Origin of the sequence: Microbacterium sp. NPDC057944 (assembly GCF_042887445.1) — a bacterium.
Lineage (GTDB): Bacteria > Actinomycetota > Actinomycetes > Actinomycetales > Microbacteriaceae > Microbacterium > Microbacterium natoriense.
On record NZ_JBHVPJ010000002.1, the window covers coordinates 615,579 to 637,756 of the forward strand.

Consider the following 22,178-nt stretch of genomic DNA (forward strand, 5'->3'; position numbering starts at 1 on the left):
CGTGCCCGACCGCGTGTACCTGGTGCGCCACGGGCAGACGATCTGGAATCTCGAGCACCGCCTCCAGGGGCAGCTCGACTCCCCACTCACCGACGACGGCGTGCGTCAGGCCGCGTCCACGGCCGTGCGGGTCAGCGCTGTCGGCATCACGACGATCTGCAGCAGTCCTCTCGGCAGAGCCGTGCACACGGCGGGCATCATCGCCGAAGTCCTCGGAGCGCGCGTCGTGGAGATCGACGAACTCGCGGAGCTGCACCACGGCGAGATGGCGGGGATGACATGGGACGAGATAGACCTCGCATTCCCGACCGCCCGTGAGGAGCGCGCCGAGAACCGCTACGGCTGGGCGTTCCCCGGCGGCGAGAGCTACGCACAGGTCCGTGCGCGGGCGCGTCGAGCTCTCTCGGCATGCGGGTGGGCTGCTGAGGGTGCACCGCTGATCGTGAGTCACGAGATGATCGGACGGATGCTGCGTGCGGAGCTGCGCGGGCTGGATTCCTCGACGGCCCTGGGCCTCCGGCATCCGCCCGGCGTGGTCTTCGAGATCGACCACGGTGCGGAGAGGATGCTCTAGTCGTCCTGCTCCGACAGGAGGTCGGGTCGGCGTCGAGCGGTGCGCTCGAGCTGCTGCTCGCGACGCCAGGTCGCGATCGCCGCATGGTTGCCGCTGAGCAGCACGTCCGGCACAGCGCGATCGCGCCACAAGGATGGCTTCGTATAGGAGGGGTACTCGAGCAGGCCGTCCTCGTGGGACTCCTCGACGAGGCTCTCGGGGTTGCCGACCACTCCGGGGATCAGTCGACCGATCGCCTCGATCATCGCCATCGTGGCGACCTCTCCGCCGTTGAGGACGTAGTCCCCGAGGCTGATGAGGCGCACCTCTCCGACGGTGTCCGCGTACTCGAAGACGCGCTCGTCGATGCCCTCGTAGCGTCCGCACCCGAAGATCAGGTGCTCGCGCGTCGCGAGATCCCTCGCGGTCGCCTGGGTGAAGACCTCGCCCGCCGGGGACGGGAAGATGATCGTCGGCCGTTCGGATGCCGTGGCGAGCTCGTCGAGTGCGACGCCCCAGGGCTCGGGCTTCATCACCATCCCGGCGCCGCCGCCGTACGGTGTGTCATCGACGGTGCGGTGACGGTCGTACGTCCAGTCGCGGAGGTCGCGGACGTTCAGATCGAGGATCCCGGCGTCCTGCGCCTTGCCGAGAAGCGATAGCGTGAGCCCGTCGAAGTACGACGGGAAGATGGAGAGGACGTCGATGCGCACGGCGGCCGCGATCACTCGGCCGCATCTGCGGCGGCGTCCTCTTCCGAACCGGCGGCATCCGGCAGCTCCTCGAAGAGGCCCGCGGGAGGGGTCACGATGACCTTGCCTGCCGCCACATCGACGGTCGGCACGATGGCCTCGACAAACGGGACCATGATCTCCTGGTCGCCGGCCTTGACGATCAGGAGGTCCTGTGCGGGGAAGTGCTCGATGCGAGCGACCTTCCCGACGACGACGTCATCGCGGACCACGTCGAGGCCCACGAGCTGCTGGTCGAACCAGGCGTTCTCCTCGATCTCGGACGTGTCCTGGTCGATCCAGAGGATCGCACGGACGAGTCCTTCGGCGGCGGACCGGTCCTCGACATCGTCGAGGAACACGACGGGGTTGCCGTTCATCACGCGGTACTCGCGGACGGTGACGGTCTTGCCGTGCCACGGAGATGCCTCTGGCACCTGCAACGTGAACTCGGCTCCCGTGACGAATCGACGCTCGGGATTGTCGGTGTACAGCTCCAGCTTGAGCGCGCCCTTCAGGCCGTGGGCCTTGACGAGGCGGCCGACGCGAAGCTGGTTCTTGCCCTGATTGCGGTCCTTCTGCACCACGTCAGTCGTCCGCGACATCGACACGGACACGACGCCCGTCCGCCAGAGCGGAGATGAGGGTGCGAAGTGCCTTCGCGGTGCGGCCGCCGCGCCCGATCACGCGTCCACGGTCGTCGGGATGCACACGCACCTCGAGCAGATCGCCTCGCGGCGAGGTGGATGCGGTGATGTGCACATCTTCGGGGTGATCGACGATCCCCTTGACGATGTGTTCGAGCGCGGCGGCGAGCACGACGATTACTCTGCGTCGGCGGCGGGGGCCTCAGCGGCCTCCGCGTCGGCCTCGACGGCGGCGGGAGCCTCCGCAGCGGGAGCCTCCTTCTTCTCCGCCTTCGGCTTCACGACGGACTTCTTGGACGCGTCGATCTCGAACGCGGCCTTGGGCTCGGCGACCCGGAGGGTGGACTTCGCGTCCTTGTCGCCCTTGAACTTGCCCCAGTCGCCCGTGATCTTGAGGAGGGCGGTGACCTGCTCGGTCGGCTGAGCGCCGACGGAGAGCCAGTACTGGGCACGCTCGGAGTCGACCTCGATGAACGAGGGCTCCTCGGTGGGGTGGTACTTGCCGATCTCCTCGATCACACGACCGTCGCGCTTGGTGCGCGAGTCGGCGACGACGATGCGGTAGTAGGGCGCACGGATCTTGCCCAGGCGCTTGAGACGAATCTTGACAGCCACGATTCTCCTGAATTGTGTGGAAGGAAACGAACCGATCGCCTGGAGAGTGGGGTGCACACCCGGCGGAAGCTCTGAAAGGGTGGATGAGTGCTGGATAGAGGGTCGAGCACGTCGTCCAAACCTCTATTCTGCCAGATGCGGGCTCCTGGCGCGAAACGTGGCGACATGGGGGTTGCCGTGTCGCGAGAGCTGCGTGCGAGACTGTGCTCGTGAAGCTCGAATTCGCTCCATCCGCCAGGTCCACCGTCGGCCTGGAATGGGAGATCATGCTCGCCGATCCGGTGAGCGGCGACCTCGTCGGCCGCGCCCCCGAGCTGCTCGCCGCGCTGGAAGCGGAGAGCGCCGGCGAGCGCCACACCGTCACCGGCGAGCTGCTCACCAACACGATCGAGGTGACCAGCGGCATCGGCACGTCGGTCGCGCACGCGGTGGACGACATCGCGAAGGCGATCGCCGCGGTCCGCGCGGCGACGGACCCGGCGGGCATCGAGCTGCTCTCGGCGGGGAGCCATCCGTTCGCGCAGTGGTACGAGCAGCAGGTCACCGACAAGACCCGCTATCACAAGCTCATCGAGCGGACCCAGTGGTGGGGCCGCAACATGATGATCTGGGGCATCCATGTGCACGTGGGCGTCGAAGATCACCGCAAGGTCTTCCCCATCATCAACGCTCTCGCCGGCTTCCTCCCGCATCTCCAGGCTCTGGCCGCGTCCAGTCCGTTCTGGGCGGGCGAGAGCACGGGGTACGCCTCAAACCGCGCTCTCGTCTTCCAGCAGCTCCCCACCGCGGGTCTCCCCTGGCCTCTGCACGACTGGTCGCAGTTCGAGGGGTACCTCGACGACATGATCCGCACCGGCGTGATGGCCGACGCCTCCGAAGTGCGCTGGGACATCAGGCCCGCGCCGCGCTGGGGCACCATCGAGGTGCGCGCATGCGACGGGATGTCGACCCTTCCCGAGCTCGCCGCCGTGGCGTCTCTGGTTCAGGTCCTCGTCGAGCACTTCTCGCGCGAACTCGACGAAGGACGCACTCTGCCGGAGCTCCCCGCCTGGTATCACCGTGAGAACAAGTGGCGAGCGGCTCGGTACGGGCTCGATGCGCGCGTGATCGTCGATGCCGACGGCATCCAGCGTCCCGTCAGAGACCACCTCGCCGAGACGCTCGAGCAGCTCGCACCGGTGGCGCTCGATCTGGGGTGCGCGAAGGAGTACGCGAGCATCGGCACGATCCTGGCCGACGGCGCCAGCCACGCGCGTCAGCTGGCGGTCGCGGATGCTGCGGGTGGCGATCTGTCGGCGGTCGTGCAGCACCTGATCCGCGAGTTCCGCTCAGGGCCGGAGACCTCGACCCACGAATGACGTCAGTCCTCGACGAGCTGGCGGGCGAGCCCCTCGTCGAGAACGACATCGGTGACGAGGTCGGCCGCGATCGCCGATCTCAGACTGACCAGCTTCGGGATGCCTGAGACGACGCAGACTCGCCGGGGAACGCGGCGAAGCCGATCGAGTCCGGGGCCCGTGGCTCTCGCGTTGACCCGGATGTCGCGCCATGACCCGTCCGCCCGGAAGAAGACCGTCGCGACGTCGCCGATCGCATGATCCTCCCGAAGACTCCGGTAGTCGTCCCGGCTCAGGTACCCGCCGACGTAGACCCGGCTGGGCACCTCCGCGGCTGGGGAGCCGAGGCTGAAGACCGCGATGTCCATCTTCGCCTGCAGATCGAGCACGCGCCGGGTGCTCCTCTCCCGCCACATCGCCTCACGCGTGGACGGATCGTCGAAGAAGGCGGGGACGGGGAACTGCTGGACCTGCGCGCCGAATGCGCTCCCGAACCTCTGCAGGATGTCGCTCGAGTACTCGACGCCGCTGGTCTGGGTGTTGCCCGCGCCGTTGAGCTGCACGAACGTGGTGTTGTGCGTCTCCTTCTGCGTCAGTCCACGACTCACCGCACTGATGGTCGACCCCCAGGCGACGCCGATGATCATGTTCGAGTCCACGAACTGCGAGAGCAGGCGCCCCGCGGTGAGGGCCACGCGCTCCAGCCGCTCCACCTCGCTGACGATCTCGGGCATCGGGACCACGTGCGCCGCGACGTGATGGCGGTCGCGGATGCGCTGCTCCAGCATGCCCAGGCGTTCGAGCGGGGAGTTGATGCGGATGTCGACCAGTCCGCTCTCCCTCGCGAAGCTCAGCAGCCGTGACACGGACGACCTGGAGGTGCCCAGCTCTTGGGCGATGACCTCCATCGTCTTGTCCTGCATGTAGTAGAGCTGCGCCGCGGTGAGCGCGGCGATCAGCTTCGAATCGCGTGAATGCGCGTCTGCCTGTGCCATCACGACCTCCCGGACTCCGATCCTTGCACATATGTGCAGCGGACTTGCGCGCGCCGGTCCACCGGGTCGAAGCTGGGGGCAAGCAGAGAAGAGAGGTCGAGGATGATCGAGTCGACACACTCATCGGCGGAGCGCGCCGAGGTCACAGCAGTCCGCGAAGCCGGACGCACCAGCGTCCTGGTCATCGGCGGAGGCATCAACGGCATCTCGACGTTCCGCGATCTGGCGCTCCAGGGCGTCGACGTGGTCCTGGTCGAGCGCGGGGACTTCGCGTCCGGCGCATCGTCGGCGTCGAGCCACATGATCCACGGCGGGATCCGCTACCTCGAGAACGGCGAGTTCCGTCTCGTTCGCGAATCCGTGGAGGAGCGCAACGGCCTGCTGAAGATCGCGCCCCACTACGTGAAGCCGCTGCAGACGACGATCCCGATCTACTCCACGTTCTCCGGCATCCTCTCCGCTCCCCTGCGCTTCCTGACGCACAAGAGCGGAAAGCCTCAGGAGCGCGGCGCGTTCCTGATCAAGGTCGGCCTCACCATCTACGACACGTTCTCCCGTGATGGCGGCATGGTGCCGCGCCACCGCTTCCTCGGGCGCAAGAAGTCCCTCGCGGAGCTGCCCGCGCTCGACCCGCACATCAAGTACACGGCGACCTACTACGACGCCTCGATGCACGACCCCGAGCGTCTGGCCCTCGACGTCCTCCAGGACGGCCGTGCTGCGCACCCCGGAGCGATCGCGCTCAACTACGTCGAGGCCATCGGCCGCGACGGCGACAAGGTCCTGCTGCGCGACCGCGAGAGCGGCACCGAGTTCAGCATCGCCTCCGACGTGGTGGTGAACACCTCCGGCCCGTGGACCGACCTCACGAACGATGCGCTCGGCGACATCACGCGCTTCATGGGCGGCACCAAGGGCTCGCACATCGTGCTCGACCACCCGGAGCTGCTTGAGGCCACGCGCGGTCGCGAGATCTTCTTCGAGCACTCCGACGGGCGCATCGTGCTCATCTACCCGCTCAAGGGCCGCGTGCTCGTCGGCACCACCGACATCGACGCGGATCCCCGCGAGGTCCCGGTGTGCACGGACGAGGAGGTCACGTACTTCTTCGACCTCATCCATCACGTGTTCCCGCAGATCGACGTCTCCCGCGATCAGATCGTCTACAACTTCTCCGGCATCCGTCCGCTGCCTCGCCACGAGGACACCGCGCCCGGTTTCGTCTCCCGCGACTACCGCATCGAGGTGGACGAGAAGGGCGCCACTCCCCTGGTCAGCCTCGTCGGGGGCAAGTGGACCACGTTCCGCGCCCTGGGAGAGTCGCTCTCCGATGTGGTGCTCGGCCTGGTCGGCCGCACCCGCACCGTGTCGACCGCCGGCCGCGCCATCGGCGGCGGCCGCGACTTCCCCCGCACCGAGAAGGCGCGCCGCATCTGGATCCAGGAGAACCTGCCGGGCGCCGGCGCCCGTGCCGATCACCTCCTCGCCCGCTACGGCACGCGAGCGGCTCAGGTCTGGGACTACATCGAGCAGGGAGAAGACGCCCCCCTCGCCGGCGGCGACCTCTCCACGCGCGAGCTCGAGTGGATGGTGAAGAACGAACTCGTCGCTCGTCTGCAGGACGTGATCCTGCGGCGCACGAGCATCGCCTTCACCGGACATGCGAGCGCAGAGGTTCTCGACGAGATCGGCGACGCGCTCGCTCCCCTGCTGGACTGGGATCGCGACCGCCACGACGCCGAGATCGAGCAGACCCGACTCCTCCTCAACGAACGACACGGCCTGAACATCTCGTCCCGCGCACGCGGCTGACGAGATTCCCACCGTCGCCCTCCTCTGCGACGTGAAATCCCTCATAACGCGGCAGGACTGAGGGGTCCTGCCGCACAAGAAAGGTCAATGAAGACATGACTGATGTGAATCTCGGTCTCTACTTCCTGTCTGAGCTCGTCGGCACGGCGATGCTCATCATCCTGGGTTGTGGAGTCGTCGCGAACGTCGCGCTCGCCAAGAACAAGGGCAACGGCGGCGGCTTCCTCATGGTCAACTGGGGGTGGGGCCTCGCGGTGTTCGCGGGTGTGCTCGTCTCTGCATACTCCGGCGCGATCCTGAACCCCGCCGTCGGCATCGGCCTCCTGGTCGCCGGCAAGATCAGCTTCGCCATGTTCGCCACCGCCACCGGCGCAGAACTGCTCGGTGCGATCATCGGCGCCATCATCGTCTGGCTCGGCTACAAGCAGCACTTCGACGAGGAGCCCGAGGCCGCCAACAAGCTCGGCGTGTTCTCGACCGGTCCCGCGATCCGCTCGTACGGCTGGAACCTCGTCACGGAGATCATCGGCACGTTCGTGCTCGTGTTCGTCATCTTCGCGTTCGCGGACTACGGCGACATCGAGGTCGGAACCCCCGGAGGCCTCGGCCCGCTCACGGCACTGCCTGTCGCCCTCCTCGTGGTCGGCATCGGCGCGTCCCTCGGTGGCCCCACGGGCTACGCCATCAACCCCGCCCGTGACCTCGGTCCGCGTATCGCTCACGCGATCCTGCCCATCAAGGGCAAGGGCTCCAGCGACTGGTCCTACTCGTGGGTCCCGGTCGTCGGTCCGCTCATCGGCGGTGTGATCGCCGCTCTGGTGGCGCCGGTCCTGCTCCACCTCGCCTGACCCCTGAATTCAAAGGAGAACACACCATGGCTGACTACATCATCGCCATCGACCAGGGAACCACCTCCAGCCGCGCGATCATCTTCGACAAGAAGGGCAGCATCATCGCGACGGGCCAGAAAGAGCACGAGCAGATCCTGCCGCAGGCCGGCTGGGTCGAGCACGACGCGGCCGAGATCTGGCGCAACGTGCAGGAGGTCATCGGTCTGGCCCTGAGCCGCGCCGACCTGACCCGTCACGACATCGCCGCAGTCGGCATCACCAACCAGCGCGAGACCGCGGTCGTCTGGGACAAGACGACGGGTGAGCCGGTGTACAACGCGATCGTCTGGCAGGACACGCGCACGCAGGCCATCGTCGACCGTCTCGCGGCTGAGGGCGGTGTCGAGCGCTTCAAGCCCGTCGTCGGCCTGCCCCTGGCCACCTACTTCTCCGGCACGAAGATCGCGTGGATCCTCGAGAACGTCGAGGGCGCTCGCGAGAAGGCCGAGGCGGGCGACCTCCTCTTCGGCACGACCGACTGCTGGGTGCTCTGGAACCTCACCGGCGGCGTCGACGGCGGCGTGCACGCCACCGACGTCACGAACGCCTCTCGCACCATGTTCATGGACCTCGAGACGCTGGAGTGGCGCGACGACATCCTCGAGGCGTTCGGCGTGCCGCGCTCGATGATGCCCGAGATCCGCTCCTCCTCCGAGGTCTACGGCGCCGCAGAGGACTCCTCGCTGCTTCGCGAGACGCCGATCGCCGGCATCCTGGGCGACCAGCAGGCCGCCACCTTCGGACAGGCCGCGTTCAACGCCGGCGAGAGCAAGAACACCTACGGCACGGGCTGCTTCCTCATCTTCAACACGGGCGAGGAGATCGTCCACTCGAAGAACGGGCTGCTCACCACCGTCGGCTACAAGCTCGGCGACGGACCGACCCACTACGCGCTCGAAGGTTCGATCGCCGTCACGGGATCGCTGATCCAGTGGCTGCGCGACCAGCTCGGCATCATCGATTCCGCCCCTGAGGTGGAGGAGCTGGCGAAGCAGGTCGACGACAACGGCGGCGTGTACATCGTGCCCGCGTTCTCCGGTCTGTTCGCGCCCTACTGGCGTCCTGACGCCCGCGGCGCGATCGTCGGCCTCACCCGCTATGCGAACAAGAATCACATCGCTCGCGCAGCACTCGAGGCCGTCGCCTTCCAGACGCGTGATGTGCTGGATGCCGTGAACGCAGACGCCGGTGTCGACCTGACCGAGCTCAAGGTCGACGGCGGCATGGTCGCCAACGACGCGCTCATGCAGTTCCAGGCGGATGTCCTCGGCGTCCCGGTCGTCCGGCCGGTCGTGGCCGAGACCACCGCGCTCGGCGCCGCCTATGCCGCAGGTCTGGCCGTCGGATTCTGGAACGGCCTCGACGACCTGTCCGCGAATTGGCAGGAGGACAAGCGCTGGGAGCCGTCCATGGAGGCCGCTGAGCGCGACCGCCAGCTGCGCCTGTGGCGCAAGGCCGTCACCAAGTCGATGGACTGGGTCGACGACGACGTGAAGTGATCTCGCTTCGCTGAACGACAGGGCGGGCCCGGAGTCTTCTCCGGGCCCGCCCTGCTGCGTTCAGTCGAGATCTGCAGTTTCCAGCTCGCCGAGAAAGGCCCTGGCGACGGTCCTCGGCGCCTGCTCATCCCACGCCGCGTACTCGACTCGGATCGGACCGTCGTCGACCGGCACCGACTCGACCGCGGCCTGCGACCGGGCGACGACACCCGGAGCGAGCAGCGTCATCGCCAGGCCTGCGGAAACGAGGCCGAGGATCAGCTCTGCCGAGTCGGCCTCGAAGGCCACATCTCTGACGACATCGACCGCCGCGAATGCGGAATCGCTCTGCGCGCGCCCCGACGTGCCCGCGGGGAAGTCGGCGAACACCTCGCCGGCGAGATCGGCGAGTCGGACGCTCTTCCGGCGGGCGAGTCGATGACGCGGCGGCAACGCGGCGACGAGCCGCTCCCTGGACAGCGTCCGCAGGGCGACACCGCTCGGGACGCTCTCCTCTCGAAGCCCGAGGAGGGCGACGTCGAGATCGCCGTGTCGGACGGAGGAGATCAAGGAGTCGCTGTTGCCCACGGTGAGCTCGACACGAACGGAAGGATGTGCCGCGCGGAATCGCGAGATCACGGCGGGGACGTCCACGGCGGCGACGGTCGGGATCACACCGAGGCGCAGAGTCCCGATGACCCGTCCGGCGGCAGCCGCGGCATCCTCCCTCGCGCCCTCCGCGGCGGCGAGGGCGACTCGCGCCCTCCGCACGAAAGCCTCACCGGCCTCGGTCACCCGGACGCTCCGACTCGTGCGGGTGAACAACCGCTGACCGAGTTCGCTCTCCAGCGCGGCGATCCGATGGCTCAACGCCGACTGGGTCACGAAGCAGCGTTCGGCCGCACGGGTGAAGCTCGATGCGTCCGCGATCTCGACCGCGTATCGCAGTTGCTGAAGGTCCATTCATTCATGATCTCTGCTCATGCATGAGTTGACAACTATGCGTTGGACTCATTCCTCTGCAACCATCACGCTGGAATCATGAATCGACTGACCACGGTGCTCCTCACCGCTCTGGCTCCGATGGCCTGGGGCACGACATACCTCGTCACCACCGAGCTGCTGCCCGCCGGGCATCCGCTGCTCGCCGGTCTTCTCCGCTCGCTTCCCGCCGGCCTGGTCGCCATCGCGATCGGGCGATCCCTCCCCCGCGGCTCCTGGTGGCTCAAGTCGCTCGCCCTCGGCGTCCTGAACATCGGGGCGTTCTTCCCCCTGCTGTTCCTCGCGGCCGAGCGTCTTCCCGGTGGAGTGGCGGCGGCCGTCGCCGGCGTGCAGCCGCTGATCATCCTCGCACTCGGTTCTCTCGTGCTGCACGAGAGGATCCGTCCGCTCACCGCGGCGGCGGCGACCGTCGGCGCCGGCGGCGTCGCACTCGTCGTCCTCGGGCCCGCAGCTCAGCTGGATGCCATCGGCATCCTGGCGGCCCTGGGCGGCGTCACGGCGACCGCGGTCGGAATGATCCTCACGAAGCGCTGGGGTCGTCCGGAGGGCGTCGGGCCCATCGCCTACGCAGGATGGCAGCTCACCGCCGGAGGACTTCTGCTGCTGCCGCTCACGTTCCTGATCGAGGGCGCGCCGCCGCAGATCGACGGCGGTGCCGCGCTCGGATACCTGTGGCTGGGCACTGTGGGAGGCCTCTTCGCCTACACGCTGTGGTTCCGCGGCATCCAGCGGCTCCCGGTCATCGCCCCGGGGCTGCTCGCACTGCTCTCGCCCGTCGTCGCGACGCTCCTCGGAGCGACCGTCGCCGGAGAGAGCTTCACGCCCCTGCAGGCGATCGGAATGACGCTCGTGCTGGGCGCGCTCGTCTCAGGCCAGCTCGTCACCCGACCGAAGCCCGTACCTGCCGTTCCCGGCGCAGCCGAGAGCGCGCTCGTCCGACGCTGAGGGGATCAGCCCTTGCCGAAGAGCTTCTGGATCTCGGCGAGGTCGGCCTCGCTCGGTGCCGCCTTCGCCCCGCCGAGGCCGAAGCCCGACCCGGTGGGAGTGGTCGGGGCGGCGAGACCGGCGTTCTCCGCGGCGCGCTTGGCCGGGTTGCCCGACCTCGAGCCGCCGGAGGACTTGCCCTTCTTGCCGCGCTTCGACGACGCTCCAGGGCGTCCCATCCCGGGGACGGGTCCCATGCCCGGGATGTTCGGCGTCCCCCCACGGGCGACCGTCTTCATCATCTTCGCGGCCTGGTCGAAGCGCTGCACGAGCTGATTCACATCCGTCACCGTCATGCCGGAACCGCGCGCGATGCGCAGTCGTCGAGAGCCGTTGAGGATCTTGGGGTTGCGGCGCTCGACCGGAGTCATGGAGCGGATGATCGCCTCGGTGCGGTCGATCTCGCGCTCGTCGAAGTCCTCGAGCTGCTGCTTCATCTGGCCCATGCCCGGCAGCATGCCGAGCATCTTCTTCATCGAGCCCATCTTCTTCATCTGCTGAAGCTGGCCGAGGAAGTCCTCGAGCGTGAACTGCTCGGTCGCGAGCTTCTCGGCCATCTTCATGGCCTCTTCCTCATCGAAGGCCTGCTGGGCCTGCTCGATGAGTGTCAGGATGTCGCCGAGGTCGAGGATGCGGCTCGCCATGCGATCGGGGTGGAACGGCTCGAGGTCTTCGAGGCGCTCGCCCGTCGAGGCGAAGATGATGGGGCGTCCGGTCACGGAGGCGACGGACAGCGCCGCACCGCCTCGGGCATCGCCGTCAAGCTTGGAGAGCACGACGCCGGTGAAGTCGACGCCGTCCTGGAAGGCCTTGGCCGTGGTGACGGCGTCCTGACCGATCATCGCGTCGATGACGAAGAGCACCTCGTCGGGGTCGACGGCCTTGCGGATGTCGGCGGCCTGCTTCATGAGCTCCGCATCGACGCCGAGGCGTCCGGCGGTGTCGATGATGACGACGTCGTGCTGGTGACGACGGGCGTGCTCGACGCCGTCGCGCGAGACCTTGACCGGGTCGCCGATGCCGTTGCCCGGCTCGGGGGCGTAGACGGTCGCGCCGGCCTGCTCCGCGACGACCTGGAGCTGATTCACGGCGTTCGGACGCTGCAGGTCAGCGGCGACGAGGAGCGGGGTGTGCCCCTCTCCTTCGAGCTGCTTCGCGAGCTTTCCGGCGAAGGTCGTCTTTCCCGAGCCCTGAAGGCCGGCGAGCATGATGACCGTCGGCGCCGTCTTCGCGAACTGGAGGCGACGCTGTTCGCCGCCGAGGATCTGGATGAGCTCCTCGTTGACGATCTGCACGACCTGCTGGGCCGGGTTGAGCGCCTTGTTCACCTCATCGCCGAGCGCGCGCTCGCGCACCTTCGCCGTGAACTCCTTCACGACGGACAGCGCGACGTCGGCGTCGAGGAGTGCGCGACGGATCTCGCGCACGGTGCCGTCGACGTCGGCGGCGGTGAGCTTTCCCTTCGTGCGCAGGTTGCGGAAGGTCTCGGTGAGCCGATCGGAGAGCGTGCCAAACGTAGCCATGGTGCTTCGATTCTACGCGAGCGGAACCTCGATGCTCAGCGCGGCACGGAGTTCCTCCTTCGCACGCTGATAGCGTCCTCTGGCCGTCGATGCAGGGATGCCGAGAAGCTCGGCCGCCTCCGTGAGCGAGAAGCCGTCCCAGTGCACGAGACGCACGATCTCGGCGCGATCGGGATCGAGACGCGTGATCGCGTCGCGCACCTCCGCGCCTGCATCCGCCGCCGGGCCGCTCCTGTCCTCGGCCGCATCGCCGCGGATCCGATCGACCAGAGCCCAGCGTCGGCGCTGGCCGCGCGCGTGGTTGAGCAGTGTGCCTCGTGCGATGCCGAAGAGCCACATCCGCTCTCGTTCCGCGTCGACGGGGAGTTCGCCTACTCGGCGCCAGGCGACCACCATGGTCTCCCCGAGCAGGTCCGGGGCGTCGTCCGGACCGACGCGGCGCGAAACGTACGAGAGGAGGTCGGATGCGTTCGCCTCGACCGCCGCGGTGAGACGGACGGAATCGGGGCTCACTCGGCCTCGCACTTGACTCCGCCATCCGCGCTGAACGTCCACGTGTCCTCCGGGAACCCGGCGCCGACGAGATGATCGATCATGGCCTCGTGCACCGCACGGTTCACCGCGAACGCGCGAGCGTCATCGGCATCGGGACGCCCCGGTGCGATCGCGGCGTCGGCGAGCCAGCCATCCGCGCCGATCAGCACGGTCATCCCGTACCTGTCCGCCTGTTCCGCGAGGATTCGCGCGGCCTCGTCGTCCGCCGCTTCCAGGTCAAGCTCACGCTCCAGCGCGCCATCGCGCAGCCAGGTCGCGACGGAGTCCTGCACGTCACGTGTCGACACGTCGTCCTGACCTGCATCGGTCGTCGAGGCCGTGCGATCCTCGACGAGCAACCGCACCTCACAGGCTCTGCCGCTGGGAAGCGCGAACCCGTAGGAGCCGTCCGGGTGTTCGAGCGCGCTGGGCCACGTGACGAGACCGGCGGCGACGGCGACTCCACCGCCTCCGACGATCAGGGCGAGCGCCGCACCGGCCGTCAGAGCCGTCCTCACGCGCCGTCGGGGTCGCTTCGGCCCCTCAACCACCCGGGCCTCCGCCATCATCGCCCGCACGTCACCGGTGTCGAGTGACCGGGCGAGGGGTGCGGAGGAGTCGAGCAGATCGTCCAACTGTCCTGTGTCCATGAGTGCGTCCCTTCTGGATGGGTTCACTCCGTACGTGTCCGGCATCGCGCCGGATGTCCGCGGACTACTTCCAGCGCAGGTCGTCGAGGCTGTGCAGCGCCTCGTCGAGGACGGCCTCCGGGGTCCGCGACCCCGCACCGTGCTCCGCCCAGACGCGCAGCGACGACATCAGCGCCGCCGCAAAGGCGGCCCCCAGGATGTCGGAACGGATCTCTCCGACCCCGCCGGCCCGCGCCGCATCGGAGATGGCGGACGACAGCCGCGCGTGACGCATGCCGGTCTCGCGGACCAGCTCCTCGTCGAGGCCCATGGCCGCACGGTTGCGGAGCGCGAGGGCCAGCGGGTCGGGCGCGAAGTCCTGCACGACCGCGTGCAGCACGCCGCGGACCTGTGCCGCCTCGGCGCCGGCGGAGAGCGCTCCGAGAGTCGCTGCCGCCTCCGCGAGCCGTGCGTCGAACTCCGCCCAGATCACGTCGCTCTTCGAGGCGAAGTAGTTGAAGAAGCTGGAGCGGCTCACGCCCGCGCGCTGGGTGATGTCCGCGATCGACGTGGACTCGTAGCCGCGCTCGAGGAACAGCTCGCAGGCCGCTTCGGCGAGAGTCTCCCTCGACGACGCCTTCGGGCGTCCTGCTCGGCTGATCGTCATGGTCACACGCTACCGCGCGGCGCGCGGAGGCGCGAAAGCCCCCACCTCGGAGTATTGTTAGACTGCATCCAACTAATAGAGCGAAGGTGGCACGAGCATGCTCGACGTCCTCACCGCGGGTCTCGCCCCGGATTTCGTCCCCTACACCGACGGCTGGGATCTGCAGCGCCGCATCCATGCGGATGTCGTCGCGGGAGTCCGCACCGACACGCTGATCCTCCTCGAGCACGAGGCCGTGTACACCGCGGGGAAGCGCACCGAGGCGCACGAGCGCCCGCAGGACGGCACGCCCGTCGTCGACGTCGATCGCGGCGGCAAGATCACCTGGCACGGGCCGGGGCAGCTGGTCGGTTATCCGATCGTTCGCCTCCCCGAGCCCATGGACGTCGTGGCGCACGTCCGTCGACTGGAGCGCATCCTGATCGAGGTGCTCCGCCCGCTCGGCGTCGACGGCTACCAGGTCGATGGACGCAGCGGTGTCTGGGTGCGCCGTCCCCTCTCCGAGGACAAGGTCGCGGCGATCGGCGTCCGCGTCCAGCAGGGCGTGACCATGCACGGCTTCGCCGTCAACTGCGACAACACCCTCTCCGGGTTCCGCGGCATCATCCCCTGCGGCATAACGGATGCCGGTGTCACCACCGTCAGCGAGGTCGTCGGCGCCGACATCTCGCCGTCCGACATCATCGGCGGCGTGATCGCCGCCTTCACCGACGAGTACGCATCCGCCGAGTACGCAGGAGCACCCGCATGACCGCCGCCCCGGAAGGCCGCAAACTCCTCCGCCTGGAGATCCGCAACGCCGAGACCCCCATCGAGCGCAAGCCCGCCTGGATCAAGACCAAGGCGAAGATGGGACCGGAGTACACCGCCCTGCACTCGCTCGTGAAGAGCGAGGACCTGCACACGGTGTGCCAGGAGGCCGGGTGCCCCAACATCTACGAATGCTGGGAGGACCGCGAGGCGACGTTCCTGATCGGGGGGTCTCAGTGCACGCGCCGCTGCGACTTCTGCCAGATCGACACGGGCAAGCCCGCCGACTACGACACCGACGAACCGCGTCGCGTCGCCGAGAGCATCGTCCGGATGAACCTCCGCTACGCCACCGTCACCTGCGTCGCCCGCGACGACCTGCCCGACGGCGGTGCCTGGCTCAACGCCGAGACCATTCGGCAGATCCACGCGATGAACCCGAACACCGGCGTCGAGCTCCTCGCCACGGACTTCAACGGCGACCCTGCGCTGCTCGGCGAGGTCTTCGAGGCCCGCCCCGAGGTCTTCGCGCACAACGTCGAGACCGTCCCGCGCATCTTCAAGCGCATCCGCCCCGCGTTCCGCTATGAGCGCTCGCTCGACGTGATCACGCAGGCTCGGGACGCCGGCCTCATCACGAAGTCGAACCTCATCCTCGGCATGGGCGAGGAGCCGGAGGAGGTCGTGCAGGCGCTGAACGACCTGCACGACGCCGGGTGCGACATCATCACGATCACGCAGTACCTCCGGCCTTCACCCCGCCACCTCCCCGTGGCCCGCTGGGTCAAGCCCGACGAGTTCGTCGCGTTCAAGGAGGAAGCGGAGCGGATCGGCTTCCTCGGCGTCCTCGCCGGCCCCCTCGTGCGCTCGTCCTACCGCGCCGGGCGGCTGTGGGCGCAGTCGATGGTCTCGAAGGGGCGCGAGATCCCTCCGCACCTGGCGCACATCGCGGAGAGCGCCGACCTGGGATTCGCTCAGGCCGTCTGACCGGCCTCGTCTCGCGTCGCCTCGCTCCGGCGGGGCGGCGCGGGACTGCGTCTTCGACCTCAGTCGGCGCTCATGACCGACTGCACGCTGCCGTCGGAACCGAGGTTCACGAGCAGCACGTCATCGGTGGAATCGGCGTCGAGTGCGTACTCGAGGACGGCGAAGGGCTCGGAGCCCCCGTGCTCGTCGGCGAGGATCGTCATGCTCATGAGGCGCAGGGAGCGGATGATGTCGACCGCGGCATCGCCGCTCACGTCGACGAGGACCTCCTCGAGTTCCTCTCCGTAGACCTCCTGCTGCTGCAGGATGTACTCGGTCACCTCGCTGGTGCGATCGTCCACCTCCGACAGCATCCCGCGCCGTGCGGTGGCGTCGACATTCTCCAGTCCGGAGATGAGCGATGCGGCGATGTCGAGCGCGGCAGCGGAGACGTCGTCCTGGTCAGGCGCCGTCAGATCCACGGTGACGCTCTGGTCACCGAGCTCCACCGTCTCCGACCAGAAGATCGAGCCGTCGGGACCGGAGGAGAGCAGTCCGAAGTAGTCGTGTTCGATCGCCATACCGCTATGAAACCAGCCTCGTGCTCGCGGCGGTAGTCCCGCTCTCAACCGACAAGGGACTGCACGAACACGTGGGGGGTGAAACCGGTGAGATCATCGATCCCCTCGCCCTGTCCGAGGAGCTTGACCGGGATGCCGGTACGCTCCTGAACGGCGAGGACGAAGCCGCCCTTGGCCGAGCCGTCGAGCTTGGTGAGCACGAGTCCGGTGACCCCGGCGTGCTCGAGGAAGGCCTCGGCCTGCATCACACCGTTCTGGCCGGTCGTCGCGTCGAGAACGAGGAGAACCTCGCTGATGGGAGCCTGCTTCTCGATCACGCGGCGGATCTTGGACAGCTCGTCCATCAGCCCGCCCTTGGTGTGCAGTCGACCCGCGGTGTCGATGATCGCGATCTCGATGCCTTCGCGCTGCGCGAACTCGATCGTCTGGAAGGCGACGGATGCCGGGTCCTGCCCCTCCTGCTGCGGGCGGACGATCGCCGCTCCCCCGCGCTGCGCCCAGGTCGCGAGCTGGTCGACCGCGGCCGCGCGGAACGTGTCGGCTGCGCCCACGACGACGCTGCGCTGATATCCGCGGAGGAACTTCGTGAACTTGCCGATGGTGGTGGTCTTGCCGACGCCGTTGACGCCGACGACGAGCACCACCGCGGGGCGTTCCGTGAGCTTGAGGGTGGTGTCGAACTTCGCGAAGTGCTCTTCGAGGGTCTCGCGGAGCATCCGCTGGAGATCCTTGGGATCGGTGGTCCGGTAGCGCTCCACCTTCTCGCGCAGCTCCTCGACGACCCGCTCGCTGATGTCGGGGCCGAAGTCAGCCGTGATCAGCGCCGTCTCGAGGTCCTCCCACGTCGTCTCGTCGATCGTGGGCTTGACGAACATGCCGCGCAATGCGCGACCGAGGGACCAGGACTTCTCCGCCATGCCTCCAGCCTACGGGTAGCATGCGGGAATGATCCGCGAGCATCCGCTCCGGTCGAGGCCTCCCTGTCACGCTGACGTCGGGAAAGCCAGGACGAGACGGATGCCGGGCGGCGTGTCGCGCCTCGACTCACCGTGTCGAAACGGAACGGTCCGGGTTTCCCGACCGGCGACGCCGGTATCAGCTCACCGCGGCCGCCCGGTCGCCCACACGCTGTCCGACGACGGCCGAGACGCCGTCCTGGCGCATCGAGACGCCGTAGAGGGCGTCGGCGATCTCCATCGTGCGCTTCTGGTGGGTGATCACCAAGAGCTGAGAGCTCTCGCGCAGCTGCTCGAAAACGGTCAGCAGCCGGCCGAGGTTGGCGTCATCGAGCGCAGCCTCGACCTCGTCGAGGATGTAGAAGGGGCTGGGCCGCGCCTTGAAGATCGCGACCAGCAGCGCCACCGCCGCGAGCGAGCGCTCCCCGCCGGACAGCAGAGACAGGCGTTCGATCTTCTTCCCCACGGGGCGCACAGAGACCTCGATGCCCGTCGTGAGCATGTTGTCGGGATCGGTGAGCGAGATGCTCCCCGTTCCACCGGGGAACAGCAGCGGGAAGACCTCGCCGAACGCCGTCTTCGTGTCGTCGAATGCGCTCGCGAAGATCGTCTGCATGCGCTCGTCGAGGTCGGCGATGATCGTCAGCAGATCCTGCCGGGTCTGCGTGAGATCGGCGAGCTGCTCGGTGAGGAACGCATGCCTCTGCTCCAGCGCGGCGAACTCCTCCAGCGCGAGCGGATTGACTCGTCCGAGCTGCGCGAGCTTGCGCTCGGCATCCGCCAGTCGACGCTGCTGGATACGGCGATCGAAGGGGATCGCGGTGTCGTCTGCGCCGTTGCCCTCTGGTGGCTCGACGCCAGGATCACGCGGAACGACCTGATCAGGTCCATATTCCGCAATGAGAATATCTTCGTCGAGTGCGAGTTCCGACGAGACGCGCTCGAGGAGGCTGTTCAGGTGCAGCTTCTTCTCGTGGATCTGCAGCTCGAGGCCGTGGACGCTCTCGGTGAGGCCGGCGAGACGCTCGCGGAGCGAGTTCTCCTGGGTGCGCAGCGCGGTGAGCTCCTCGTTCTGCGCGGAGCGAGCGGCCTCCGCCTCCGCCAGGGCGACACGGGCCTCGGTCACCGAACGGTCGAGAGAATCGAGGATGCGAGGAAGCTCCTGCGCCACCCTGGATGCCGACTCTCGCTGGGCGCGCCGCACGACGGCCCTGCGAGCTGCCTCCGCCGCAGCACCCCGCTCCTGTTCGCGCTGCCGTTCCAGCGACGCTACGCGTGCCTGACCCGCTCGCACGCGCTCCCGCAGCGTCTCGATGTCGAGCCGCGCCCGCACCTCGCCCTCACGAGCGAGTTCGAGCGCCTCGAGAAGGCCGTCTCTGGCCGAGGCATCGAGAACGGGGCGGGGGGCGTCTACGGCCTGCTCCAGCTCCGCCTTCGCGGCGTCGGCCTTCGCCTCGGCCTCAGCGACCGCAGCCAGCGCCTGGCCGAGTCCTGACTCCAGCCGCTCGCACTCCGCGACAGCCGACTCGTGTCGCACCGTGATCCGGTTGACCTGCTCCGCGTGGCTCGCCAGTGCGGCGTCGTGCTCGCGCAGCGCGCGCAGCGCGTCCTTCGCCTGACGGCGAGTCGTCTCCATGAGGTCGTTCGCATCCTCGCGGGCCTCGCGGAGCGAGTCGACGATCACCTGCACCTCGGCGAGCCGTTCCGTGGCGGCGTCGCGTTCAGCGGCGAGCTCGATGCGCGAACGCTCCCCGCCCGAACCGGTGCGCAGGGTCTGGGCGGTGACGACGTCTCCGCCCAGGGTGACGATCGTGGTCGTGGTGTCGCCCGTCGCATCCAGTGCCGACCGAGCCGCGCGTGCGGCTTCGAGGTCGTCGGCGATCAGGACGTGCGAGAGGATGCCGAGGACTCCCTCTGGCGCGGTGACGGTGTCGATCGCGGGGGTCACCCCGGGCATCGACGGCAGCGACGCCGACGGACGCGGCGCGTCGGCGACGACGAAGTCCACGACTCCCCTGCGCTGCTCGGCCGCCTCCGCGGCCAGCGTGAACGCATCGGCGGGCGTATCCACGAGCACGCCCTCCACGAGAGGACCGAGCACGGCGGCGACGGCCGCCTCGAAACCCGAGCGGACCTGCACCGAGTCGCCCACGAGTCCGCGGATGCCCGCGCCCCCTTTCCTGACGATCTCCGCGGCCCCGCCAGACAGGGACAGCGCGCTACCGAGGGCCGCGGCCTTGGCCGTCAGCGAATCCACCTCGCGCTCGGCCGCGTGCAGCCGCTCACGCAGGGTCTCCCGTTCGGCCTCGGCGGCCGTCGCCGCCTTCTGCGCCGCATCGTATGCTGCGGCGTGCTCGGCGGCCGTGCCATCAGGCGCCTCGGCGTCATCGATCGACTCCAGAGCCTCCGCCGCTTCCCGGCGACGCGCCTCGGCCGCCTCGAGCGCGTTCTCCTGACGGAGCACTGCGCCGCGGACGGCGGCGAGAGTCGATGCGGCGGCCTCCGCTGCTCCCCGGAGCGCGGTCAAACGCATGTCGTACTCGGAGACGAGCGCGCTCTGCTCGGCGATGTCGACGTCCAACGTGTCCAGCTCTGCGCGAGCGTGCACGACCTCTCGGCTCGCGACGGTGGCCGCATCATGCGCGTCGCCCAGACCGGCGGAGATCTCGGTGATCTCGTCCTTCGCCTCGTCGATGGTCGCCTGCGTGACGGTCACCGCGGTCACCGCGGCGTCGTCCTCCTCCGATCCGAGGAGCGCGAGGCGCTGATTCGCGAGCGTGTAGAGCCCGCGCATCCGCTCCTGCACCTGCTCCAGGCCGAAGGCGATCCCGCGCGCCCTGTCGACCGCGACGGAGTTCTGGTCCTGCTCGAGGCGGGTGATGCCCGCGCGCACCGCCTCCGCCTGGTCGGAGAGCACCAGGCGTTCGGTGTGGCGCTCGTGCTCGGTACGCGTGTGATCCGCGAGAGCCGCGCGGAGCGCGACGACGTCGTCGGCGAAGATGCGGGCCTTCGCATCGCGCACGACAGCGGCGATCGTCTGCGCCTCGCGGGCGATCTCGGCCTGGCGTCCCAGGGGCTTGAGCTGTCTGCGGATCTCGCCGGCCAGGTCGCTGAGGCGCGTGAGATTCGCCTCCATCGCGTCGAGCTTGCGCAGGGTCTTCTCCTTGCGCCGTCGATGCTTCAGGATGCCGGCGGCCTCCTCGATGAAGCCGCGACGGTCTTCGGGCGAAGCCTGGAGAACGGTGTCGAGGCGCCCCTGACCGACGATGACGTGCATCTCACGACCGAGACCGGAGTCACTGAGCAGCTCCTGCACGTCGAGAAGCCGGCAGTTCTCCCCGTTGATCGCGTACTCGCTGGATCCGTTGCGGAACAGCGTGCGGCTGATCGTCACCTCGGCGTAGTCGATCGGGAGGGCTCCGTCGGCGTTGTCGATCGTGAGCTGGACCTCGGCGCGCCCCAGGGGTCCTCGCGTCGAGGTCCCGGCGAAGATGACGTCCTCCATCTTGCCGCCGCGGAGCGTCTTGGCCCCCTGTTCGCCCATGACCCAGGCGAGCGCGTCCACGACGTTCGACTTGCCGGATCCGTTCGGCCCCACGATGCAGGTGACCCCGGGTTCGAAGACGAAGCTCGTCGGCTGCGCGAACGATTTGAACCCCTTGAGCGTCAGGCTCTTCAGATGCATGCGGAGGCCACTCGGTCGGGGAGAATCACGCCCATACGTTACCGGAATCACGGGCGTCGGCGGGGATACCGCGCGGAACGCGACCGAACCCGATCGCCTCGCGACACGCCGTGCGACACGCCCGGTGCTTGACTCCCGATCCGAACGTTCGCTACGGTAACCACCGGATCGCAACACGAAAAGGAGGTTACCGATGATGATTCAGCTCAACGCACAGGCCACTGGCCTCGCCGCGCGTGTTTATGCCGCGCCGCGTTCTGCGTTCTCGGTGACCGCTTTCGGCGACCGTCGCAGCGCGCTCTCGTAGAACCGCACTCTGAGTTTCTCCCGCCACAGGTGGGTTCTCTCTTCGTGGTCTCTCCGCGCCCCGTCCTCTGATCTCCTCGCAGATCACGGCCACCGCCGTTCCGGCTCCCGCTCTTCTCAGCGGCATCCGTCGGCGGACCCTCCACCGCACCCACCGCTCCCGCCGAACGGCTCCGGTCGTCGTCGGTGGCGTCTCCGCACCCCATCACCATCATTCATCGAAGGAATCACCGTGAATACCACGCTGTACGCCAGCACCACCCACCCGCCGGATACCGAGGACCAGTTGGTCCTGCAGATCCCCGCACCCCGTGATCAGCGGCGCCTGCCGCTCGCCGATCGGCTGTCCCTGAGGATCGGCCTGTGGCTGCTTCAACGGGCGCAGCGGCCTCGTCGGACACCGCGCGCACTCGCGCTCGCTCCCGACGACGGCTTCTTCATCGAGCGGCGGGAACGTTCTGCCGCCGAGACCCACGCCCTGCTCATGTACGAGCTTCAACGGCAGATGCGCTGACCAACGCGCAGTGAGAGCTGCGC

At 68.3% G+C, this 22,178-nt stretch carries 22 protein-coding genes; 9 read left to right on the forward strand and 13 right to left on the reverse strand.

All coding sequences use genetic code 11. The annotated features are described in order from the left end of the window. Position 1: 1 nt before the first annotated feature. Complete coding sequence (locus tag ACFVRO_RS12370) at positions 2 to 574, forward strand: histidine phosphatase family protein (RefSeq protein WP_105673381.1); 573 nt, start codon at positions 2 to 4, stop codon at positions 572 to 574. Here the strand turns inward: ACFVRO_RS12370 and trmD are convergent. From trmD to rpsP, 4 genes are read right to left on the reverse strand one after another with little or no spacing between them, the layout of a single operon-like run. Next, entirely contained in the window at positions 571 to 1,266 is a 696-nt protein-coding gene (gene trmD, locus ACFVRO_RS12375) for a tRNA (guanosine(37)-N1)-methyltransferase TrmD (protein WP_386954464.1), read from the reverse strand. The genes ACFVRO_RS12370 and trmD overlap by 4 nt on opposite strands. Positions 1,267 to 1,277: 11 nt before the next feature. Next, on the reverse strand, positions 1,278 to 1,889 hold the full coding sequence (gene rimM, locus ACFVRO_RS12380) for a ribosome maturation factor RimM (RefSeq protein WP_386952693.1): 612 nt from the start codon (positions 1,887 to 1,889) through the stop codon (positions 1,278 to 1,280). After that, positions 1,873 to 2,103 carry an RNA-binding protein gene (locus ACFVRO_RS12385; protein WP_105673355.1) on the reverse strand — a complete coding sequence of 77 codons (231 nt, stop codon included), beginning with the start codon at positions 2,101 to 2,103 and terminating at the stop codon, positions 1,873 to 1,875. Before ACFVRO_RS12385 ends, rimM begins: the two co-directional genes overlap by 17 nt. 5 nt (positions 2,104 to 2,108) lie before the next feature. Beyond that, positions 2,109 to 2,546 carry a 30S ribosomal protein S16 gene (gene rpsP, locus ACFVRO_RS12390; protein ID WP_105673354.1) on the reverse strand — a complete coding sequence of 146 codons (438 nt, stop codon included), beginning with the start codon at positions 2,544 to 2,546 and terminating at the stop codon, positions 2,109 to 2,111. Between the two features lie 209 nt (positions 2,547 to 2,755). On the opposite strand from rpsP, the gene ACFVRO_RS12395 reads away from it, so the two are divergent. Beyond that, positions 2,756 to 3,904 (forward strand): glutamate--cysteine ligase, encoded by a 1,149-nt coding sequence (locus tag ACFVRO_RS12395; protein WP_386952695.1) that lies wholly within the window; start codon positions 2,756 to 2,758, stop codon positions 3,902 to 3,904. A 2-nt stretch (positions 3,905 to 3,906) separates the two neighbouring features. Here the strand turns inward: ACFVRO_RS12395 and ACFVRO_RS12400 are convergent, their stop codons facing one another. Beyond that, positions 3,907 to 4,878, reverse strand: a complete 972-nt coding sequence (locus tag ACFVRO_RS12400) for a sugar-binding transcriptional regulator (RefSeq protein WP_105673353.1) — start codon at positions 4,876 to 4,878, stop codon at positions 3,907 to 3,909. Between the two features lie 102 nt (positions 4,879 to 4,980). On the opposite strand from ACFVRO_RS12400, the gene ACFVRO_RS12405 reads away from it, so the two are divergent. The 3 genes from ACFVRO_RS12405 (at position 4,981) to glpK (ending at position 9,079) form a co-directional block, all read left to right on the forward strand. Beyond that, positions 4,981 to 6,690 carry a glycerol-3-phosphate dehydrogenase/oxidase gene (locus ACFVRO_RS12405; protein WP_105673352.1) on the forward strand — a complete coding sequence of 570 codons (1,710 nt, stop codon included), beginning with the start codon at positions 4,981 to 4,983 and terminating at the stop codon, positions 6,688 to 6,690. A gap of 95 nt (positions 6,691 to 6,785) precedes the next feature. After that, a complete protein-coding gene (locus tag ACFVRO_RS12410; RefSeq protein WP_386952698.1) occupies positions 6,786 to 7,538 on the forward strand; it encodes an MIP/aquaporin family protein in 753 nt (250 codons plus the stop codon). A gap of 26 nt (positions 7,539 to 7,564) precedes the next feature. Continuing rightward, on the forward strand, positions 7,565 to 9,079 hold the full coding sequence (glpK, locus tag ACFVRO_RS12415; protein WP_386952701.1) for a glycerol kinase GlpK: 1,515 nt from the start codon (positions 7,565 to 7,567) through the stop codon (positions 9,077 to 9,079). 60 nt (positions 9,080 to 9,139) lie between these two features. Here glpK and ACFVRO_RS12420 read toward each other — a convergent pair whose 3' ends face one another. Then, positions 9,140 to 10,021, reverse strand: a complete 882-nt coding sequence (locus ACFVRO_RS12420) for a LysR family transcriptional regulator (protein ID WP_386952704.1) — start codon at positions 10,019 to 10,021, stop codon at positions 9,140 to 9,142. Positions 10,022 to 10,099: 78 nt separating this feature from the next. Between ACFVRO_RS12420 and ACFVRO_RS12425 the strand changes: the two genes are divergently transcribed. Further along, positions 10,100 to 11,005 carry an EamA family transporter gene (locus ACFVRO_RS12425; RefSeq protein ID WP_386952707.1) on the forward strand — a complete coding sequence of 302 codons (906 nt, stop codon included), beginning with the start codon at positions 10,100 to 10,102 and terminating at the stop codon, positions 11,003 to 11,005. Between the two features lie 5 nt (positions 11,006 to 11,010). Here ACFVRO_RS12425 and ffh read toward each other — a convergent pair whose 3' ends face one another. The 4 genes from ffh to ACFVRO_RS12445 all read right to left on the reverse strand — a co-directional run bounded on the left by ffh (position 11,011) and on the right by ACFVRO_RS12445 (position 14,397). Further along, the gene (ffh, locus tag ACFVRO_RS12430; RefSeq protein WP_386952710.1) at positions 11,011 to 12,567 is read right to left on the reverse strand and encodes a signal recognition particle protein; all 1,557 of its coding nucleotides are present in this window, start codon (positions 12,565 to 12,567) and stop codon (positions 11,011 to 11,013) included. Between the two features lie 12 nt (positions 12,568 to 12,579). Then, positions 12,580 to 13,080, reverse strand: a complete 501-nt coding sequence (locus ACFVRO_RS12435) for an RNA polymerase sigma factor (protein WP_386952713.1) — start codon at positions 13,078 to 13,080, stop codon at positions 12,580 to 12,582. Next, positions 13,077 to 13,751 carry a hypothetical protein gene (locus ACFVRO_RS12440; protein WP_386952716.1) on the reverse strand — a complete coding sequence of 225 codons (675 nt, stop codon included), beginning with the start codon at positions 13,749 to 13,751 and terminating at the stop codon, positions 13,077 to 13,079. The genes ACFVRO_RS12435 and ACFVRO_RS12440 overlap by 4 nt, the downstream gene beginning before the upstream one ends. A 64-nt stretch (positions 13,752 to 13,815) precedes the next feature. Further along, positions 13,816 to 14,397 (reverse strand): TetR/AcrR family transcriptional regulator, encoded by a 582-nt coding sequence (locus tag ACFVRO_RS12445; RefSeq protein WP_105673378.1) that lies wholly within the window; start codon positions 14,395 to 14,397, stop codon positions 13,816 to 13,818. A gap of 97 nt (positions 14,398 to 14,494) precedes the next feature. Between ACFVRO_RS12445 and lipB the strand changes: the two genes are divergently transcribed. After that, positions 14,495 to 15,148: a lipoyl(octanoyl) transferase LipB gene (gene lipB / locus ACFVRO_RS12450; RefSeq protein ID WP_105673344.1), complete on the forward strand. Its 654-nt coding sequence runs from the start codon at positions 14,495 to 14,497 to the stop codon at positions 15,146 to 15,148. Next, positions 15,145 to 16,134, forward strand: a complete 990-nt coding sequence (gene lipA, locus ACFVRO_RS12455) for a lipoyl synthase (protein ID WP_223586486.1) — start codon at positions 15,145 to 15,147, stop codon at positions 16,132 to 16,134. Before lipB ends, lipA begins: the two co-directional genes overlap by 4 nt. Before the next feature lie 59 nt (positions 16,135 to 16,193). Here lipA and ACFVRO_RS12460 read toward each other — a convergent pair whose 3' ends face one another. The 3 genes from ACFVRO_RS12460 to smc form a co-directional block, all read right to left on the reverse strand. Beyond that, the gene (locus tag ACFVRO_RS12460) at positions 16,194 to 16,694 is read right to left on the reverse strand and encodes a DUF2004 domain-containing protein (RefSeq protein ID WP_386952719.1); all 501 of its coding nucleotides are present in this window, start codon (positions 16,692 to 16,694) and stop codon (positions 16,194 to 16,196) included. A 44-nt stretch (positions 16,695 to 16,738) separates the two neighbouring features. Further along, complete coding sequence (ftsY, locus tag ACFVRO_RS12465) at positions 16,739 to 17,611, reverse strand: signal recognition particle-docking protein FtsY (protein ID WP_105673341.1); 873 nt, start codon at positions 17,609 to 17,611, stop codon at positions 16,739 to 16,741. A 178-nt stretch (positions 17,612 to 17,789) separates the two neighbouring features. Beyond that, on the reverse strand, positions 17,790 to 21,335 hold the full coding sequence (gene smc / locus ACFVRO_RS12470; protein WP_386952722.1) for a chromosome segregation protein SMC: 3,546 nt from the start codon (positions 21,333 to 21,335) through the stop codon (positions 17,790 to 17,792). Positions 21,336 to 21,873: 538 nt separating this feature from the next. On the opposite strand from smc, the gene ACFVRO_RS12475 reads away from it, so the two are divergent. Then, positions 21,874 to 22,155 carry a hypothetical protein gene (locus ACFVRO_RS12475; protein ID WP_386952724.1) on the forward strand — a complete coding sequence of 94 codons (282 nt, stop codon included), beginning with the start codon at positions 21,874 to 21,876 and terminating at the stop codon, positions 22,153 to 22,155. Positions 22,156 to 22,178: the final 23 nt, after the last annotated feature.

Bases quoted from the DNA above. Each gene is read 5' to 3' on its own strand.
- rimM (WP_386952693.1), bottom strand. From the start codon at position 1,889: ATGTCGCGGACGACTGACGTGGTGCAGAAGGACCGCAATCAGGGCAAG.
- ACFVRO_RS12400 (WP_105673353.1), bottom strand. From the start codon at position 4,878: ATGGCACAGGCAGACGCGCATTCACGCGATTCGAAGCTGATCGCCGCG.
- ACFVRO_RS12405 (WP_105673352.1), top strand. From the start codon at position 4,981: ATGATCGAGTCGACACACTCATCGGCGGAGCGCGCCGAGGTCACAGCA.
- ACFVRO_RS12410 (WP_386952698.1), top strand. From the start codon at position 6,786: ATGACTGATGTGAATCTCGGTCTCTACTTCCTGTCTGAGCTCGTCGGC.
- glpK (WP_386952701.1), top strand. From the start codon at position 7,565: ATGGCTGACTACATCATCGCCATCGACCAGGGAACCACCTCCAGCCGC.
- ACFVRO_RS12420 (WP_386952704.1), bottom strand. From the start codon at position 10,021: ATGGACCTTCAGCAACTGCGATACGCGGTCGAGATCGCGGACGCATCG.
- ACFVRO_RS12425 (WP_386952707.1), top strand. From the start codon at position 10,100: ATGAATCGACTGACCACGGTGCTCCTCACCGCTCTGGCTCCGATGGCC.
- ffh (WP_386952710.1), bottom strand. From the start codon at position 12,567: ATGGCTACGTTTGGCACGCTCTCCGATCGGCTCACCGAGACCTTCCGC.
- ACFVRO_RS12440 (WP_386952716.1), bottom strand. From the start codon at position 13,751: ATGGACACAGGACAGTTGGACGATCTGCTCGACTCCTCCGCACCCCTC.
- ACFVRO_RS12445 (WP_105673378.1), bottom strand. From the start codon at position 14,397: ATGACGATCAGCCGAGCAGGACGCCCGAAGGCGTCGTCGAGGGAGACT.
- lipB (WP_105673344.1), top strand. From the start codon at position 14,495: ATGCTCGACGTCCTCACCGCGGGTCTCGCCCCGGATTTCGTCCCCTAC.
- lipA (WP_223586486.1), top strand. From the start codon at position 15,145: ATGACCGCCGCCCCGGAAGGCCGCAAACTCCTCCGCCTGGAGATCCGC.
- ACFVRO_RS12460 (WP_386952719.1), bottom strand. From the start codon at position 16,694: ATGGCGATCGAACACGACTACTTCGGACTGCTCTCCTCCGGTCCCGAC.
- ftsY (WP_105673341.1), bottom strand. From the start codon at position 17,611: ATGGCGGAGAAGTCCTGGTCCCTCGGTCGCGCATTGCGCGGCATGTTC.
- smc (WP_386952722.1), bottom strand. From the start codon at position 21,335: ATGCATCTGAAGAGCCTGACGCTCAAGGGGTTCAAATCGTTCGCGCAG.